The organism is Paenibacillus sp. J22FR21, assembly GCF_056269135.1.
In genome coordinates, this window is the sequence record NZ_JBWDNJ010000004.1 from 568,961 (window position 1) to 584,660 (window position 15,700).

Sequence of the window (15,700 nt, forward strand, 5' to 3'; positions counted from 1 at the left end):
CAATGCCTTCTATACTCGATAATCGACTATTCCTTGAGCGAACCTACCAGTACGCCTTTAACAAAATACTTCTGAAGGAATGGATACACGCAGATAATCGGTGCCGTAATAATGATAACGAAGGTCATCCTGAGTGCTTCAGGCGTTACGCCTCGCAGCGCCATCTGGTTTTCGTTCATGTTCTTAATGGACGATCCGCTGCTCGAACCCGTCATGGACTGGAACGACGCTTCACTGATCATTTTGTTCAGGAACGTAGCCGCAGGTTGAAGATCTTCCTTCTGGATGAAGAACTGCCCGGTAAACCAGTCGTTCCAGACGCCTACTCCGACGAACAGGGCTATGGTAGCCATTACCGGCATCGAAAGCGGGAGAATAATTCGCCAAAATACGCTTAACTCGCTTGCGCCGTCGATTCGCGCCGATTCCGATAGACCTAACGGGATCCCGTCGAAGAACGTCTTCATAATGATCGCATTGAAGAAGCTATACAGCGACGGTAGAACAAGCACCCAGTACGTGTTCAGAATATGCAGCTCACGGTACAGAATGAAGGTCGGAATAAGACCTCCGCTGAACAGGGTTGTGAAGAAGAAGAAGAAGACGATATACTTTCTGCCCGGCAAGCCTTTCCGCGAAAGCCCATAGGCCAGTAAGGCCGTCAGCAGTGTAGAACCCACGGTTACGATAACCGTTCGGGAAATGGAGATCCAAAAGGAATTGAGAATTTGAGGGTTGTTGAATGCTTTGCTATAGTTCTCAAACGTACCGACCCTCGGGAAGAAGTAGATTCCGCCCTTCATGGCGTCATAGCCGTCATTGAAGGATAGCGCCAAGAAATAGATAAAGGGATAGAGTGCCGTCAGGCTGAATATGAGCAGCAGCGTATAGTTCACTGTGGTATAGAATTTATCAGCTGCCGACAGTTTTGCCACACCCATACCTGCACCTCCTTAGGTTCATTGAATAATGTTGTCTGATTACCATAGCGATACATCGCTTACTTTTTTGGAAACCTTATTAACGGCCACAATGAGAAGCAGCGAAATCAGTGACTTGAACAACCCGATGGCCGTGGAGTAAGCAAATTGCCCCTGCTGAATACCTGTTTTCAACACATAAGTGTCTAATATTTCCGAGACGCTGAGTGTAGCAGGTGTCTGCATTAACCAGATTTGGTCAAAGCCGGCGTTCAGAACGCCGCTGAGAGAGAAGATCAGCAAGATCCCGATCGTAGGCGTCAGTGATGGCAGCGTAATTCTAAACAGCTTGCTCCACCGACCTGCCCCGTCCATTTCCGCAGCTTCGTACAAATGTGGATCTATATTGGTCAAAGCGGCCAAATAAATGATCGAGCCCCATCCTACGCCCTTCCAAATATCCGAAATGACGACCAGCGGATAAAATAAGGACGGCATCCCCATAAAGAAGATCGGCTCATACCCCATATGATCCCTGATGTCATTGACAAGTCCCACGTTAGGAGAAAGAATCTTTTGCATCAGCGTCACAACAACGACCCAGGATACAAAGTGCGGCAGATAGGAAATCGTTTGGAAAATTCTCTTTAGTTTGCTATGCATAACGCCATTGAGCATTAATGCAAGGATGAGCGGCGCCGGGAATCCAAGCAACAGCTTCAGGAAGCTAATGGATAACGTATTGTAGAGCACCGAATAGAAACTGGAATCGCCCAAGAATTGTTTGAAATACCGAAGGCCTTCCCAAGGACTGTGCAGAATTCCCAAGTTGTATTTGAAATCTTTGAACGCAATCAGAATGCCGTACATCGGATAATAGCAAAAAACGACATACCAGATAAAAGCGGGGAGCATAAATAAGTAGATAGATCTGAAACTCCATACTTTAGCCCATGCACTGTTCTTGTTTAACCGCGCCACTTCGGGCATGACTTCAACTCTTGCATCTTTTGCAATCATTACTCCTCCCACCTTCTACAGGATATGGTCAAACGACGCGCTTTCAAATCTCTGAAATCGTTTTCATTAACCTTATACAAACATAATATATTTAATATATTTAATCAAGCCTTATCAGGAGATATACTTTCCAACAGCATTCGACAAACCGTACTTCTTCAGAATGAAGCTCTCTTTTGTTCGATCAGGGCAAAATACCCAGATTTCCGAACTGTCAATACGATTTATCCAAAAATATAACATATTTAATATGTTTTAAATTCGACAATATATTAATTAACCATGAAGAACAATCAAGGCGATGATGTCTTTGCATAAACTTCAAAAAAAAAACCACATTGGATTCATACCAATGTGGTTGCTTATTGTTATTTATATAGAAGATTGCGTGATGCACGATTGTGCCAGTGATGCTATCAGTGCCTCATTTCAGGAACTTTGGCTAAATAGGACGCGGCTCTCTCAGCCTCTTTATAAGCTTTCTCCAATATTTCATTCCGATCTAATACAGCTGTTCCTTGAACCCTGACGATCTGATAATCTTCAATGCCCAGGAAATGAAACATGGACTTGAGATATTTGTGAGAAAATTCAACTTCCGTATACCAGTCATTATTGGTGTACACGGCACCGCTGGCTTGGATAACAAGAAGGCTTCGACCGTCATTTAACAGCCCTACCGAACCATTCTCCGTATATTTGAATGTCTCGCGAGGAATCAGGATGTTATCCATATAATCTTTAAGCTTGGAGGAAATATTAAAGTTATGAAGCGGCATTGCGATGACGTATTTATTGGCGCTTTTAAATTGCTGCAGAACTTCAGCCATTCGCGACGTCACTTTCTGTTCTTCGGCAGTAATCTGCTCACCTTTCGCCAGCTTGTCCCATGCACTTAGTACCGTTTGGTCGACTGCCGGTACTTCTTCGCTGTACAGATTAATTTGTTCAATGGTCTCACTTGGATTCAATTCCTTATAGGTCGTCACAAAATGATGAAGAACATTCGAACTGCAAGAAGCTGCCGATTCTACTTTCGGGTGGGCATTAATGATAAGCATTTTATTCATGAGTCTCTCTCCTTTATGAAACGAATATCCTGCGTTCGGCAGTGTTAGCCAAGCGAGATACCGATTGACGCATTGTCCTCAGGGGTACCAAGCCAATAACCATAAGCCAGTGCTACTGTAACGAAATGCATTAACACTTCCGGCGCAGGAGGACCTGGTGGTACAGTATCAGCCGGTCGCCCAATTTCATTGAAGAATTCGCCCATTTTTGCCGTCGATGCGACTAACAAGGTTACGGTTTCGTTAGAAGAATTTCTCCAAGCGTGCTTTACGTTTCCCGGAATATCAACCGTCTCACCGGCGGTAACAGCTCTCCAACTGTCGTTTGTGAAAGCTTCGAGTTCACCTGAAAGAACAACGAAGGTTTCACGATCATCATGACTATGAACAGGAACAATAACACCCGGCGGAACTTCAGCCTTCATCAGGGAGTAATCCCTATTTTCCGACAAATCCGTTAAGAGTTGAATACGTGGTCCCATGACATCCAATACTGCTGACATACTAGTAGCCTCCAATAAGTGCTTTTATTTTATGAAAGTGACAGTTCGATTGTTAAGTTATTTATTTAGTGGCGGCCCCACTATATCTACGTGATATGTTTTGCATACTTTTTCCATTTCATCTAACGGCATCCCGTTTATTTGCTGCCAGAAAGCTTCTTCTCCACCTGGAATAAACATGATCTGCAAATGCAGACGAGAGTCGCCAAAATTCGCGAAAGCATGAGGGGTACCTTTGGGAACGTTGACGATATCGCCTACTCCTGCATCGAACTCTTCTCCATCTACATGAAATCGAGCTTGTCCTTCCAAGATACGGAATATTTCGTCGGTTCTCTGGTGAATGTGAAGCATCGGTCCATACGGCGGTTCATCCTTCGGGTCCATCATGACTTCAATAAAGGAGTATGTTCCATTGGTATCTTCGCTTTTAATGCGGATTCTATACCTTTCTCCGGGGGTGTGGATCAAGTCGATCCACTCTGCTTCCTCATTTTGTCGGAAAATGGCATGTCGTTCTTTGTCAGGTTGTTCATGATGTGTCACGATGTTATGCCCTCATTTATTGTTCAAGTGGCGGCCCTGTGAAGATGACCTGATATTTGGTTCTGGACAGTTCAATAATTTCTTCGATTGTCTTGCCGACACAATCCTGGAATGCAAGCTCATCGCCCGCGGGAGTAAACGTAATCTGAAGATGCAGTGGAGTGTTAAGGTCAAAATTAGCGAAAGTATGCGCCGTCCCTTTGGGAACGACAACGATATCGCCCGCTTCCGCATCGATCTCCTTGCCGTCTAAATAGAATCGAGCTTTTCCTTCAATGACACGGAAAATCTCGTCGGTTCTTTCATGAACATGAATGGGCGGGCCAAATGATGAACCATATGAAGAATCCTTAACTAGATCCAAGATGGAGTATGCGCCATTCGTATCTTCGCCTGTTACGCGAATACAGATTCGTTCTCCCGGTACGTGTTCCACTTGTTGCCACTCGATCTCTTCATTCCGGTGGGAAATAGCTTTGCGTTCCTTTGCTTCCTCGTGATGATTGTTCATGCAGTCTAACCTCCGATAATTCTGTTCTCTTTCTTGCTCAATAATTGTCGACAACGTTTATCGTCTATAAACATTGTCTATAATATAGCGATTAACTTCGAGGTTGTCAATTGAAAGGGAGCGCATTTCAACTTGCAAATTACGCCAACCCTCAATTGACAAGGGGTATTAATCCCCCTAAGATGTTAGTATTACGTTTCACGTCCAGAAAGCAGGTGTTTGCATGCAGTACAGTATAGGTGTTGAATATGCGCTGCATTGCTTGGTATATTTAATCGATATTCCGTCTGATGCGACTATAGGGATTAAAGAGCTCTCAGCGTTTCAAGGCATTTCAGAGACCTATTTGTCTAAAATTTTCGGAAAATTAACGAAAGCCGGCATCGTCAAATCCGTTCCCGGGGTAAAAGGCGGCTATAGACTAGCCAAGCCTCCTGCGGAAATCTCGTTTTGGGATGTCGTAGAAGCCGTTGAAGGCCAAACGCCTATTTTTCAATGCAAAAATATTAAGGATAACAGTTATCTGTGCCGGGTCGACGAGGAGTTTGCGGCATGCACCAGGGCCACTCCCTGCGTCATTAACTTAACGATGCGCGATGCCGAGGAATCCATGCGTAATCAACTTCGCACAAAATCGTTGACATGGCTGAACGAAGAGCTCGATCGCGTATTAAATCCTAAGGCTCGCCAAGATACGCGTGACTATTTCGCTCAGGGCAATAGTGGTTGATCTCTCTCTTCTCGAGGTTACGACTCAACCAGACACAAAAAATCACAGCCGCATGCGGCTGTGATTTTTGTTGTTTATGATAATGCTGCACAAGTATTATGCGAGCTCGGTAATCTCGATTCCTGAGAGCTGTGCATGGACTGAGAATCCGAAGCCCAGCATCTTTCCGCCGCATCTCGCCCCTTGATAGATCAGATATTCGTCCAACAGAATAACGCAATTGTTCCGGGTCTGACGCAGTTGAAGCGTATGCACGTCTCTAAAGTCAAAGTACGCAGGCAGCTCTGCCTGCATTACAACCTGACCGTTCGTGCCCTCCACCTTCACTTCATGTTTCTCGCGGCCCAGCGTCAATGTACACTCAAGGTTCGACAAACGGTCTGGCGTCTCTGACAGACACAGCTGGAACATGCCTGCCGAACCCGAAGCGCCTTGCTCGAATTGGAGGTCAACACGGAACTGAAACTGCTTGCCGAGCAGCTCTTCTTTCATCCATAACAGCGATGGTTTATTGAAGGCTGTACAATACAAAACGTCTTCTTTGACTTGCCACGTCGCGGCATGATCATCTTCTTCGTCAACCTGAAGCATGCCGATGAAAGCTTCCGCGGTCTTCGCATTCAATTGCGCATGCGGCGTGACGGCAACTCCGGCGAACTTTGCTCGGGTGTAATGAGTAACCAGCCCTATACGTCCGGACGATACAGGGAATCGTCCTTCCAGTGAGGAGACATCATCCACAAGCACCTCAATTAGCTGCCCAACCTTGCTGATCGTCAGCTTATGGAACACCGAGTAGCACAATGCCTGATCCAGCTTGACCCGCACAGGTTCACTCTTCAAACCGTTCATTACAGAGAAAACAATCAGTTGCTTCTTTCCCACATCAAGCAGCACTTGTGTATGATTGCGCATATCGGAATAACCGATATACGCCCCATACAATCCGCCCATATGGTTTGGCTCCCACTTGACGTTCAGCTCATATACGAAGTGAGTGAACGACTCCGTTGACAGCGCCGACCCAATACCTACGAGACTATTCTGCAATGCTTCGTATCCGCCTGCCGACCAGGCTCCCGAATCGATGCTCCATCGCGGGGACAAGCTCTCCACTTCTGCAACTTCGAACAGATCGCGGAATACAGGCATCGCCGGCGCATCCTGCATAGTATGCGAAGGACCAGGCACCCACATCCTATCGCCCTTCCAAAGAAGCGGATCAATCCGCATCTGGCGCTGCTCCTTGTGGGGGATGAGCTGTTGATGGTTGTCCCGTCCGTGGTAGACGATCCAGTCATCCACATTATTCGGGGCTTTGACCACGGAATGGTGACCGACGCCTTCAACATCATCATTGCGACGCATCAGAGGTTCGTACACGTGCTCACTCGGAACCTTCTTCCACTCTCTCTCGGCAATACCGCTGCCTCTGTCAACGGTCATGGAATAACCGATGAAATAATAGGGTTTGGTAAAAGCATTCCCGCTGTACATGACGTACCCTAATCCCCGCCGATTCAGATAGCATGCACCTTCGATCGTATGCCAATTGCGGCCATCGCCAAACCGATTCTCTTCATAGATTTCCTCATCAAGCGTCGGTTTGACGACAAGCTGAGGTTTGCCCTCAGGCGTAATAGGATCAAGCAAGCGATCAACGAGAATAACAGTCCCCGGACGGTCTTTGTCGATGCCCATCGTATTGTTGTCCGAGTAGAATAGGAACAAGCGTCCTTGCTCATCCTTTACGACATGCGCATCGATGGTAAAGGTGTCGTATAACGTCTTCACATAGGAATAAGGCCCTTCCGGACGATCAGATGTCGCAACGAGCAAATATTCGTAATGAGGATCGGTTTCGCCGAGGGCAACGGAGGATACATACATATAGAAGATTCCGTTGAGGTAAATGACAGCAGGCGCCCAGTAGCTCTCGCGATCAGGCATGGAGAATGCATACCCCATCGGCTCCCAGTCGACGAGATTGGAGGAACGCATAACCGGTACACCAGCTCCTCCGGTAGCAAAACAATAGTACAATCCGTTGTGCTTCAATACATATGGATCGGGATGAACCGAGGAATAAGCTCCGGTCGATTCGGCACCTTTATACAGCGGATTCTCGTAAACTCCGGCATGCTTGGACAACGGAAGTCCCGTTGTCAATTTCCCTAATTGCTTCACCGATAGCTCCGTCCTTTCGCTTGGAAAGATTTGATTATCCAAGTGTATACCATAGGATCGACTTTGAGTAGAATGAGATACTTTACTATTGTGCCGAGTTCACTTAATCAGCGCTAGTTGAGTAATTAAATCTCTTCAAATAATCATCGATTATCCTTTGATCTTGATGCCACCATAACATAGGAAAAACATGATTTTGAACAAATCCTAACTTCTTCGCCAGCTGTATGGATCGTTCATTCCCTGCATCACAGTTATAATTCGGTACTAGATTATGGTTCAAACAATGTTCGATAAACGATACTCCGGTAAGAGTTGCTAGCCCCTGCTTCTGGAAATCATCTACGGTTACGATATCGATATCCGCATATCCGCCACCTACAAACATTGAATTACACACACTAGCAAACCGATCATCTTTCATCATGCAATAACCAAATCCGTGATCCATAAAATCTTTTGAAGAACCCCATAGAGATTGATAGGAGGAGTCCATTTCGTTCTGATATTTGTCGAATAACTGCGCGTCCATTCTCCTCATTACGAATTGCTCGGGCCGTATATCGAGTGCGCTTCTTAGTTTTTGAAATTTAAAAGGGTCGAATGAAAAAAAAGCGCGATGCAAAAGAACCGTTTTCCCTGCCAATCTGTCGCTGATTGGTTTCAGTAATTCAGGTGTTGAAGTATACAGATCGTAATAACTTGAATGGTTCTGAGGATTCAATAAATAATCTATGACTCCGTTTATAAACGGATCATTATCGTCTGATCCCGCTACAAAATAAACGCCATATGAATGAACAATAAAACAGCAGGTAGGATTTATCTCGTTATCCACGAACACCTTCCCAGAATGAGTATGATTAATGACGGAATATGCAGATACAGGTTTATAGGTTAGGTTTCTCAGTAATGGCAATACGCGAGCATGGTCTGCTTGCAATAGTTGAATCATTACATTTAACTCCTTCTGGTTGAATTGTGCAGTATGATTGAAATTATAACCGTGGGTACATATTGAAAATATATAAGGAACAATTAGGATTGTTTATTACACAAGAAGCCACATTGGAAATTATTCCAACGTGGCTTCTTGTGTTCACTTCAACAGCTCAACGAATTCGGTAAAGCAAAAAAGGTTTGTTCCTTTCCTGTTAAACTCAAACGTCGTTTGAGAGCGGGAAACTGACGTCAGTCCGCTTTGTTTTCTTCGTCATATGGTCCCTTAATTTCAAGAACGGAACCTCATAATAGCGATGCATTACGAACGTAAACCCGATTAACAGAATGAGAGCAAAGATTAGCAAATACAAGCTGTGACCGACGCTCGCCGTCGTATTCTCCCTACTGAACCAGATGAACAGGTTCCAATGAAACAAGTAATACCCGTAGCTTTGGGAGCTGATGAAACCGACCCACGCACGCAATTTCGGAAGCCGTTCCAGCTTAGGGATATTCACTTCCACTACCGCAATGAGCAAGGCGATAAATAAGGAAACCAGACTAAAGAGAATCGTCCGGGCAAACCAGGAATGATCCATCGTTTGTGCCTGAATGCCGTTGTAGACATAGAAGCCGCTAAAGCCGACCAATCCGGCCACCGCGACGAGCAAGGAGACCTTACCCGCTAAGTACTTTCGATAAAGGGAGTCATGATAGCATTTGATACCGGCTAGAATAACGCCGAACACAAGACTGTCCAGGCGCAGCGGGATTTGCTTGCGAATGCCGTAATCCCAAACCGGCTGACTTGCGTGCACTTCCATCATTCGAAGGATGGGAAAGACAAGGATCAGCGCAGCGGAGATGCCGAAGAACGCGGCTGATTTGTTGCGAAATTTCCCGGCCAGCAGCAGCGGAACCGGAATCAGCAGATAGAACCATTCCTCAATCGATAAACTCCATGATATCGGTAGAAAGGCTAAATGCTGTTCGTTGAAATTCTGCAGAAAAACAAGGTTCGTGAGATTCATATGGTCATTAAACAACAGGTACGTTGAGGCTACCGCAAAGAAGTAGAGCGGCAGCGTTCGAAACCAACGACGAACATAAAAGGTTTTGAGCCCGGATAAAGATCCGTTCTCCACAACATCTTGAAGCAGAATCCGTCCGATCAGAAAACCGCTAAGCACAAAAAACAATTCAACACCTAAGTAGCCGGTCACATAATTGAGCGGGTTAAAATCATGGTACGGCATGAAAAAGAACCCCAGCCCATGGCAGAACAAAACGAGTAAAATCGCGGTGCTGCGGATGATATCCAGTCCGGCATTGCGTTCCATGATCCGCACTCCTCATTCCTTAAGCTGTATAACCTCAATCGATCGGCGCCGAAGCTGCTGCACATCTTCGGCGGATGTTTCCGCATCCGTAATGAGACGGTCAATCCGATCCCAGCTCGTTATCGTCATAAATGCTTGCGTATTAAACTTGCTGTAGTCCGCCAATAAATAAACCTGCTCCGCCATACCGATCATTTTCCGTTTCACGCGGGCTTGCAGCTCATTGGATTCCGAAATGCCGCGTTCCATATGCGCCCCTTTGCAGGAGATGAACGCTTTATCGACGTAATACTCTTCCAACGATTGCTCGGCCAATGGCCCGACAAATGAAAGCGAATTCGGCACAAGTGTCCCGCCGGTACTGATCACAACCACATTCTTCTTCTCGCTTAACACGAAGGCTACCTTCAACGAATTCGTCAATACCGTAAGCGGAATGTCGGGCAATTGTGTAGCGAGGTGCCATGCCGTGGTGCTGGCATCCAGCACGATCCGGTCATTGGGCTCGACAAACTTTGCAGCTTCCGCCGCGATATGCTGTTTCTCCGCAACATGTACCGTTTCTCTAAGCAAGTACGATGTTTCGTGCGTCTGCGGGCCGATGCGCATTGCGCCGCCATAGCTGCGCTGCAGTCTCCCTGCCCCTTCCAGGCGATCCAAGTCGCGGCGAATCGTTTCCTCTGTTACGTTACACCATTGGCTGAGCTCGGCAACACGAACGCTTCCTTTCTCGTTCACGATCCGAAGGATGTGTTGATGCCTTTCCGCGACAATCATAACTGTCCCCCCTTACCAGGCTGCATCAACCGTTTATCGGTCTGAGGCTTTCGTACCTCTTTTGCCTAGCCAAATAGAGCCTATTGTAAGAACCAATGCGCCGAGCCCCTCGGAGGCAAGGAGTAACCATTCTTCCTTAGGCGGATTGTCAATTCCCAGCACTAAGTAGGGAAGTCCGCAGCCGAACAGCAGCCAAACCTGTACGGCAAGAAACCTCGTAAAAGACTTCCAAACGCGCCCGGCCAAAGCCTGTTTTTTAAAATGAAATTGACTGTAATAGACATAAGCCAGCCAGCCAATGCCAAGCGAAATGAACATGATGTAATCGATGGCCTGCCATGAAAAGGGATTGACATTATAGTAACCCAGCAAAGAAATGACAAGCCCCCGCAGCGCCAGCCAATTTATTATGCCGATGAACGAGGTGACAGCCGTCAGTGCAACGGATAGATAACCGGCAGCGGTTACTTTCTTATGCTCTTGCAGTAAAGGATCCATGCTGTGCTTCATCACTCCACTCTCTAATGACGTTCTGAAGCTCTAGCAGCATTTGCTTTCGCGTCTCTTCGTTGTCTACAAGATTGGTCTTCTTGACATAAACGGTTAACCGGCGAAGCCTCTTCAAGTAGCTGCGAGCAGCTGCTTTCTGTATGCTGCGAACCCCTTCCTCATTTCCCGTTTCTTGGAGCTGGATCATTTTCACCGTAAATTTACGCGACCAATTCTCCGGAATCATGCCTGAGGATGAAATCACTTCCAAATCATGATGCTTCTCTCCGAAGATCTTTGCCATCATAAACCGCATATACCATATCGAAGCAAGCATGATAAGAGATAAACAAACTAAGAAAACGAGCAAAATCAAAACGATGGCGGTCATAGCGATGCAGCCCCCTGCAGCTGCAGCTCTCCGGCAAAGTGGCATGCCGAATAATGTCCTTCGCCGACCTGTTTCCATTCAGGAGCCTGAGATTTACAGATGTCCTTCGCATATGGACAGCGCGGATGGAAGTAACATCCGGATGGCGGTTTGGCCGGATTGGCGACCTCACCAGACAGAATGATGCGATTTGATTTTTTTCGTGGATCAGGCACGGGCTTGGCAGATAACAGCGCTTCTGTGTACGGATGCTGCGGTTTCCGGAATAAGGTCTCGGTCGAAGCCGTCTCTACCATTTTGCCGACATACATCACGCCGACCCGGTTAGAAATGTGTTGGATGACACCTAGGTCATGCGATATGAACAGGTAGCTTAAATTCAGTTTTTCCTGCAAGTCCTGCAGAAGATTGATAATCTGTGCTTGCACAGAAACGTCAAGCGCTGACACGGCTTCATCGCACACGATAAACTTCGGATTCGTTGCTAATGCTCTGGCAATTCCGATCCGCTGACGCTGTCCGCCGCTGAAAGCATGCGGGTACCGCTCCAGATGCCGGCTGTCTAAGCCCACCATTTCCATGAGCTCCCTGACACGGTCCTTGAGCTTCTCGCCGCGAGCCATTCCGTTACAAATAAGCGGTTCCGCGATAATATTGAGCACTGTCATCCGTGGGTTGAGGGAGGAATAGGGGTCTTGAAAGATGAGCTGCATGTCTCTGCGGATTGCCCTCAGCTCTTGATTGTTCAGTTTCATGACATCTTTGACTTGTCCTTGTCTGTCACGAAATAACGTGGAACCCGAGGTTGGCTCGATTGCCCTCAAGACGCATCGTCCGAGCGTCGTCTTGCCGCAGCCGGATTCCCCTACGAGGCCAAGCGTTTCACCAGGCCGAATTTGAATATGGATATCATCGACTGCCTTGACGAAGCCGACCGTTTTCTTAAGGAATCCTTCTTTAACGGGAAAATATTTCTTCATCGAACGGACATCTAATACAAACTCCTCTTGCGTCATGGCTCAACCTCCGCTTCAGTTATTGACCTCATCCACAAGCAAGCAGCGTACCGAATGTCCCTCTGCCACTTCAACCAGAGGCACATCTTCCACATTGCACACGCCATCCTTTGCCATCTTGCATCGTGTATAGAAGCCGCAGCCCTTCGGTAAGTTCATCGGAAACGGCACTGTACCTTCAATCGACTCAAGCCGTTTGTTTGTTCGTATTAATGAAGGAATGGAATTAAGCAGCGCTTTGGTATAAGGGTGCTGCGGATTATGAAACAACGTATCCACGTCGGTATATTCGACAACCTTTCCCAGATACATAACCGCTACATCGTCCGACATCTCCGCAATAACACCGAGATCATGGGTAATAAAAATGACGGAAGTATCATGGCTTGATTTCAGGTCATTAATCAATTGGAGCACCTGCGCCTGTACCGTAACGTCCAGCGCTGTCGTCGGCTCGTCGGCAATCAGGATTGCCGGATTACAGGAAAGGGCCATCGCAATCATAGCCCGCTGGCGCATGCCGCCGGACAACTGGTGTGGATATTCGCTCATCCGCTGCTCAGGATTGGACATGCCTACCTTTTTCAATATCTCTACACCAAGCCGATAGGCTTCATCCTTATTGTCAGTTGCATGCAGCAGTATGGCCTCCATGATTTGGTTGCCTACGGTATGAATCGGCGAGAATGCCTTCATCGGTTCTTGAAAGATCATGGCGATTTCACCGCCGCGAATATTTCGGATTTCCGTGCCGCGGGGATCGAGCTTGGCAAGATCGACAACATCGTAGGTGCCATCCGGCTTCTTGCGTGACAACCGAATTTCGCCTTGCACTTCTCCCGGCTTAGGAACGATGCGCAGCAGCGCCTGTGAGGTAACGCTTTTTCCACAGCCGCTTTCGCCAACAATGCCTAATGTCTTCCCGCGTTTAATTCGCAGATCGACCCCGTCTACTGCTTTCAGAAGTCCTTCATCCAATCGAAACTGCACCTTGACGTCCTTCATTTCCAATATGACATTCTCTTGCTGTGACATAGGTCCACCCCCTATTTATAAGGATCTGCAGCATCCCGAAGCCCGTCTCCGAGAAAGTTAAACATGAGCACGGTTAACATGATGAAGGCGGCAGGCCATAGCAGCCAAGCATGATGTGCCAAGGTTTCCAGGTTCTGAGCATCCTGCAGCAGTACGCCCCAAGATACAGCGGGAGCTTGCAGCCCAATGCCAAGAAAGCTCAATGAGGTTTCCCCTAGAATCTGGGCGGGAATCGCAAGCGTGACGTTTACGATAATGTAACTGGCAAAGGACGGGAGCAAGTGCTTCCGAATGATTCGCAAATCACTGGCGCCTGCAAGCCGAGCCGCCATCGTGAAGTCCTCTTCTCGCAACGATAGAATTTTACCGCGCACGACACGAGCGAGACCTGTCCATCCGATAACGGAGAAGATGATGATGAGACCGAAATACATTTTGGTAGTCGACCAGTCTCGCGGCACTGCAGCAGAAAGTGCCATCCAGAGTGGAATCGTCGGAATACAAATGAGAAAATCGATGATTCGCTGGATGATCGTATCCGACACACCGCCCAAGTAGCCGGATATTCCGCCGAGCAGCAGTCCGATAATCAAAGTTAGGATAATACCGACAAGACCAAACGATAAGGAAATGCGTGCCCCATAAATAATACGTGAAAACAGATCATGGCCGAGTTGATCCGTTCCCATCAGAATGAGCGCACCATCCTTATTACCTAAGCCGAACAAATGAATGCTCGAAGAGATAAATCCCCACATTTCATAAGGCTCGCCTTTGACGAAGAAGTACACCGGGTACTTTTTCGTTGTATCTTCACTGAAGGTCCGCAAGAAGGTTTCCTGATCGACTTTTTCTTTCAAACCGTAGACAAACGGCCGTATCTGAAACCCCGTCTCCTTATCGACAAAATGAATCTTCTGCGGGGGGGCATTCTTATAAGCCGTATAACGTGTACCGGATAGATTAGGAGCTACAAACTCGCAAAATATGGCGATTAAAAACATCAGAATCAATAAAATCGCTGAAATCATCGCCAACTTATGCTTCTTGAACTTCCACCACATCAGCTGCCATTGCGAGGCAACTTCGACGTTCGGTGTATCGGCCGACTTGTTCCGCCGTGTTCTCGGTTGACGAAGTTGATTGATAACCGTCGAAAGCCCGCTCATTCCGAAACACCTCCAAAGCGGATACGCGGATCAATTGCCGCAAGCAAAATATCCGAGAGAAGTGTTCCTAATACCGTAATGAAGCTGGTTACCAGAATAAAGCTGCCACACAAGTACATATCCTGCGTCATGAGCGCCTTGAGCAGCATCGGCCCCGTTGTCTGAAGGTTGAGGACGATGGACACGATGACCTCTCCGGAAATAAGCGCCGGCAGCGTCCATCCGATTGTACTGATAAGCGGGTTGATGGCCATACGAACCGGATATTTGAAGAGCAATTTACCTTCCGATACGCCTTTGGCTCTGGCAGTAATGACGTACTGCTTCGATAATTCATCGAGCAGCATGCCCCGTGTGACTCGAATCAGCGATGCGGCAGATGCCATTCCGATTACGATTACAGGCAATATCATCCTCGGCAGCATATCCAGCACCTTCGCCATGCTCCATGGCGCATCGATATACGGCTGTGAGAACAGCCCTGTTATCGATACGCCGGTTTCAATGAATATGAAATAGACGAGAACGAGGGCAATCAGAAAGCCGGGAACCGCGACTCCGATAAATCCGATGAACGTAAACACATAATCTAGAATGGAATATTGATGCGTGGCCGAATAGATGCCGATCGGGATCGAAATGAGCCAAACAAACACGAGCGAAATCAATGAAATGGTAATCGTTAAACCGAGCCGAGGCCAGATAACATCAGCAACCGGCATGTTGAATTGGAAGGAACGACCCATATTTCCATGCAGCACGATATCTTTGATCCAGACGACATACTGCACGATGAGCGATTTATCCAGTCCGTATTCCTGCTTCAAATTAATGATGGCGCTCTCCGAGACATCATTGCCCGACAGCTTCAATTGCTGAATATAGTTGGTTAAGAAATCACCGGGAGGAAGCTGGATAATGACAAATACGATGATACTTATGGCGATCAACAGCGGAATAAGCTGTAATAATCGATAGCTAATAAAATTTATCATGCGGTTCCCTCCATTCAATGTAAGCCGCAGATCCATACACGAACCCGGGAGCCCAGCCT

General features: G+C 47.1%; 17 protein-coding genes. 1 reads left to right on the plus strand and 16 read right to left on the minus strand.

The window, feature by feature from the left end:
* Window positions 1-26 precede the first annotated feature (26 nt).
* From AC0YNS_RS17950 to AC0YNS_RS17975, 6 genes are all read right to left on the minus strand, one after another.
* Window positions 27-941, minus strand: coding sequence for a carbohydrate ABC transporter permease (locus AC0YNS_RS17950; protein WP_475782333.1), 915 nt, complete (start codon window positions 939-941; stop codon window positions 27-29).
* Window positions 942-980: 39 nt separating this feature from the next.
* Complete coding sequence (locus tag AC0YNS_RS17955; RefSeq protein ID WP_475782334.1) at window positions 981-1,940, minus strand: ABC transporter permease; 960 nt, start codon at window positions 1,938-1,940, stop codon at window positions 981-983.
* Window positions 1,941-2,356: 416 nt separating this feature from the next.
* Window positions 2,357-3,010 (minus strand): FMN-dependent NADH-azoreductase, encoded by a 654-nt coding sequence (locus AC0YNS_RS17960; protein ID WP_475782335.1) that lies wholly within the window; start codon window positions 3,008-3,010, stop codon window positions 2,357-2,359.
* Window positions 3,011-3,054: 44 nt separating this feature from the next.
* Window positions 3,055-3,513, minus strand: a complete 459-nt coding sequence (locus tag AC0YNS_RS17965) for a cupin domain-containing protein (RefSeq protein ID WP_475782336.1) — start codon at window positions 3,511-3,513, stop codon at window positions 3,055-3,057.
* A gap of 57 nt (window positions 3,514-3,570) precedes the next feature.
* Window positions 3,571-4,059 (minus strand): cupin domain-containing protein, encoded by a 489-nt coding sequence (locus tag AC0YNS_RS17970; RefSeq protein WP_475782337.1) that lies wholly within the window; start codon window positions 4,057-4,059, stop codon window positions 3,571-3,573.
* A gap of 16 nt (window positions 4,060-4,075) precedes the next feature.
* Window positions 4,076-4,570 carry a cupin domain-containing protein gene (locus tag AC0YNS_RS17975; RefSeq protein WP_475782338.1) on the minus strand — a complete coding sequence of 165 codons (495 nt, stop codon included), beginning with the start codon at window positions 4,568-4,570 and terminating at the stop codon, window positions 4,076-4,078.
* Window positions 4,571-4,793: 223 nt separating this feature from the next.
* Here AC0YNS_RS17975 and AC0YNS_RS17980 point away from each other — a divergent pair, with 223 nt between their 5' ends.
* On the plus strand, window positions 4,794-5,300 hold the full coding sequence (locus AC0YNS_RS17980) for an RrF2 family transcriptional regulator (protein WP_475782339.1): 507 nt from the start codon (window positions 4,794-4,796) through the stop codon (window positions 5,298-5,300).
* 96 nt (window positions 5,301-5,396) lie between these two features.
* On the opposite strand, the gene AC0YNS_RS17985 is transcribed toward AC0YNS_RS17980, so the two are convergent.
* From AC0YNS_RS17985 to AC0YNS_RS18030, 10 genes are all read right to left on the minus strand, one after another.
* Window positions 5,397-7,487 (minus strand): glycoside hydrolase family 43 protein, encoded by a 2,091-nt coding sequence (locus AC0YNS_RS17985; protein ID WP_475782340.1) that lies wholly within the window; start codon window positions 7,485-7,487, stop codon window positions 5,397-5,399.
* Window positions 7,488-7,590: 103 nt separating this feature from the next.
* On the minus strand, window positions 7,591-8,442 hold the full coding sequence (locus tag AC0YNS_RS17990) for a GNAT family N-acetyltransferase (RefSeq protein WP_475782341.1): 852 nt from the start codon (window positions 8,440-8,442) through the stop codon (window positions 7,591-7,593).
* Window positions 8,443-8,647: 205 nt separating this feature from the next.
* Window positions 8,648-9,769: an acyltransferase family protein gene (locus AC0YNS_RS17995; protein ID WP_475782342.1), complete on the minus strand. Its 1,122-nt coding sequence runs from the start codon at window positions 9,767-9,769 to the stop codon at window positions 8,648-8,650.
* 12 nt (window positions 9,770-9,781) lie between these two features.
* On the minus strand, window positions 9,782-10,546 hold the full coding sequence (locus AC0YNS_RS18000; protein WP_475782343.1) for a DeoR/GlpR family DNA-binding transcription regulator: 765 nt from the start codon (window positions 10,544-10,546) through the stop codon (window positions 9,782-9,784).
* A gap of 33 nt (window positions 10,547-10,579) precedes the next feature.
* Window positions 10,580-11,044: a hypothetical protein gene (locus AC0YNS_RS18005; RefSeq protein ID WP_475782344.1), complete on the minus strand. Its 465-nt coding sequence runs from the start codon at window positions 11,042-11,044 to the stop codon at window positions 10,580-10,582.
* On the minus strand, window positions 11,019-11,426 hold the full coding sequence (locus AC0YNS_RS18010) for a hypothetical protein (RefSeq protein ID WP_475782345.1): 408 nt from the start codon (window positions 11,424-11,426) through the stop codon (window positions 11,019-11,021). The genes AC0YNS_RS18005 and AC0YNS_RS18010 overlap by 26 nt, the downstream gene beginning before the upstream one ends.
* Window positions 11,423-12,442, minus strand: a complete 1,020-nt coding sequence (locus tag AC0YNS_RS18015; RefSeq protein WP_475782346.1) for an ABC transporter ATP-binding protein — start codon at window positions 12,440-12,442, stop codon at window positions 11,423-11,425. Before AC0YNS_RS18015 ends, AC0YNS_RS18010 begins: the two co-directional genes overlap by 4 nt.
* 15 nt (window positions 12,443-12,457) lie before the next feature.
* Entirely contained in the window at window positions 12,458-13,477 is a 1,020-nt protein-coding gene (locus AC0YNS_RS18020; RefSeq protein WP_475782347.1) for an ABC transporter ATP-binding protein, read from the minus strand.
* A gap of 11 nt (window positions 13,478-13,488) precedes the next feature.
* On the minus strand, window positions 13,489-14,646 hold the full coding sequence (locus AC0YNS_RS18025) for an ABC transporter permease (protein WP_475782348.1): 1,158 nt from the start codon (window positions 14,644-14,646) through the stop codon (window positions 13,489-13,491).
* Window positions 14,643-15,641 carry an ABC transporter permease gene (locus AC0YNS_RS18030; RefSeq protein WP_475782349.1) on the minus strand — a complete coding sequence of 333 codons (999 nt, stop codon included), beginning with the start codon at window positions 15,639-15,641 and terminating at the stop codon, window positions 14,643-14,645. Before AC0YNS_RS18030 ends, AC0YNS_RS18025 begins: the two co-directional genes overlap by 4 nt.
* Between the last annotated feature and the right edge of the window lie 59 nt (window positions 15,642-15,700).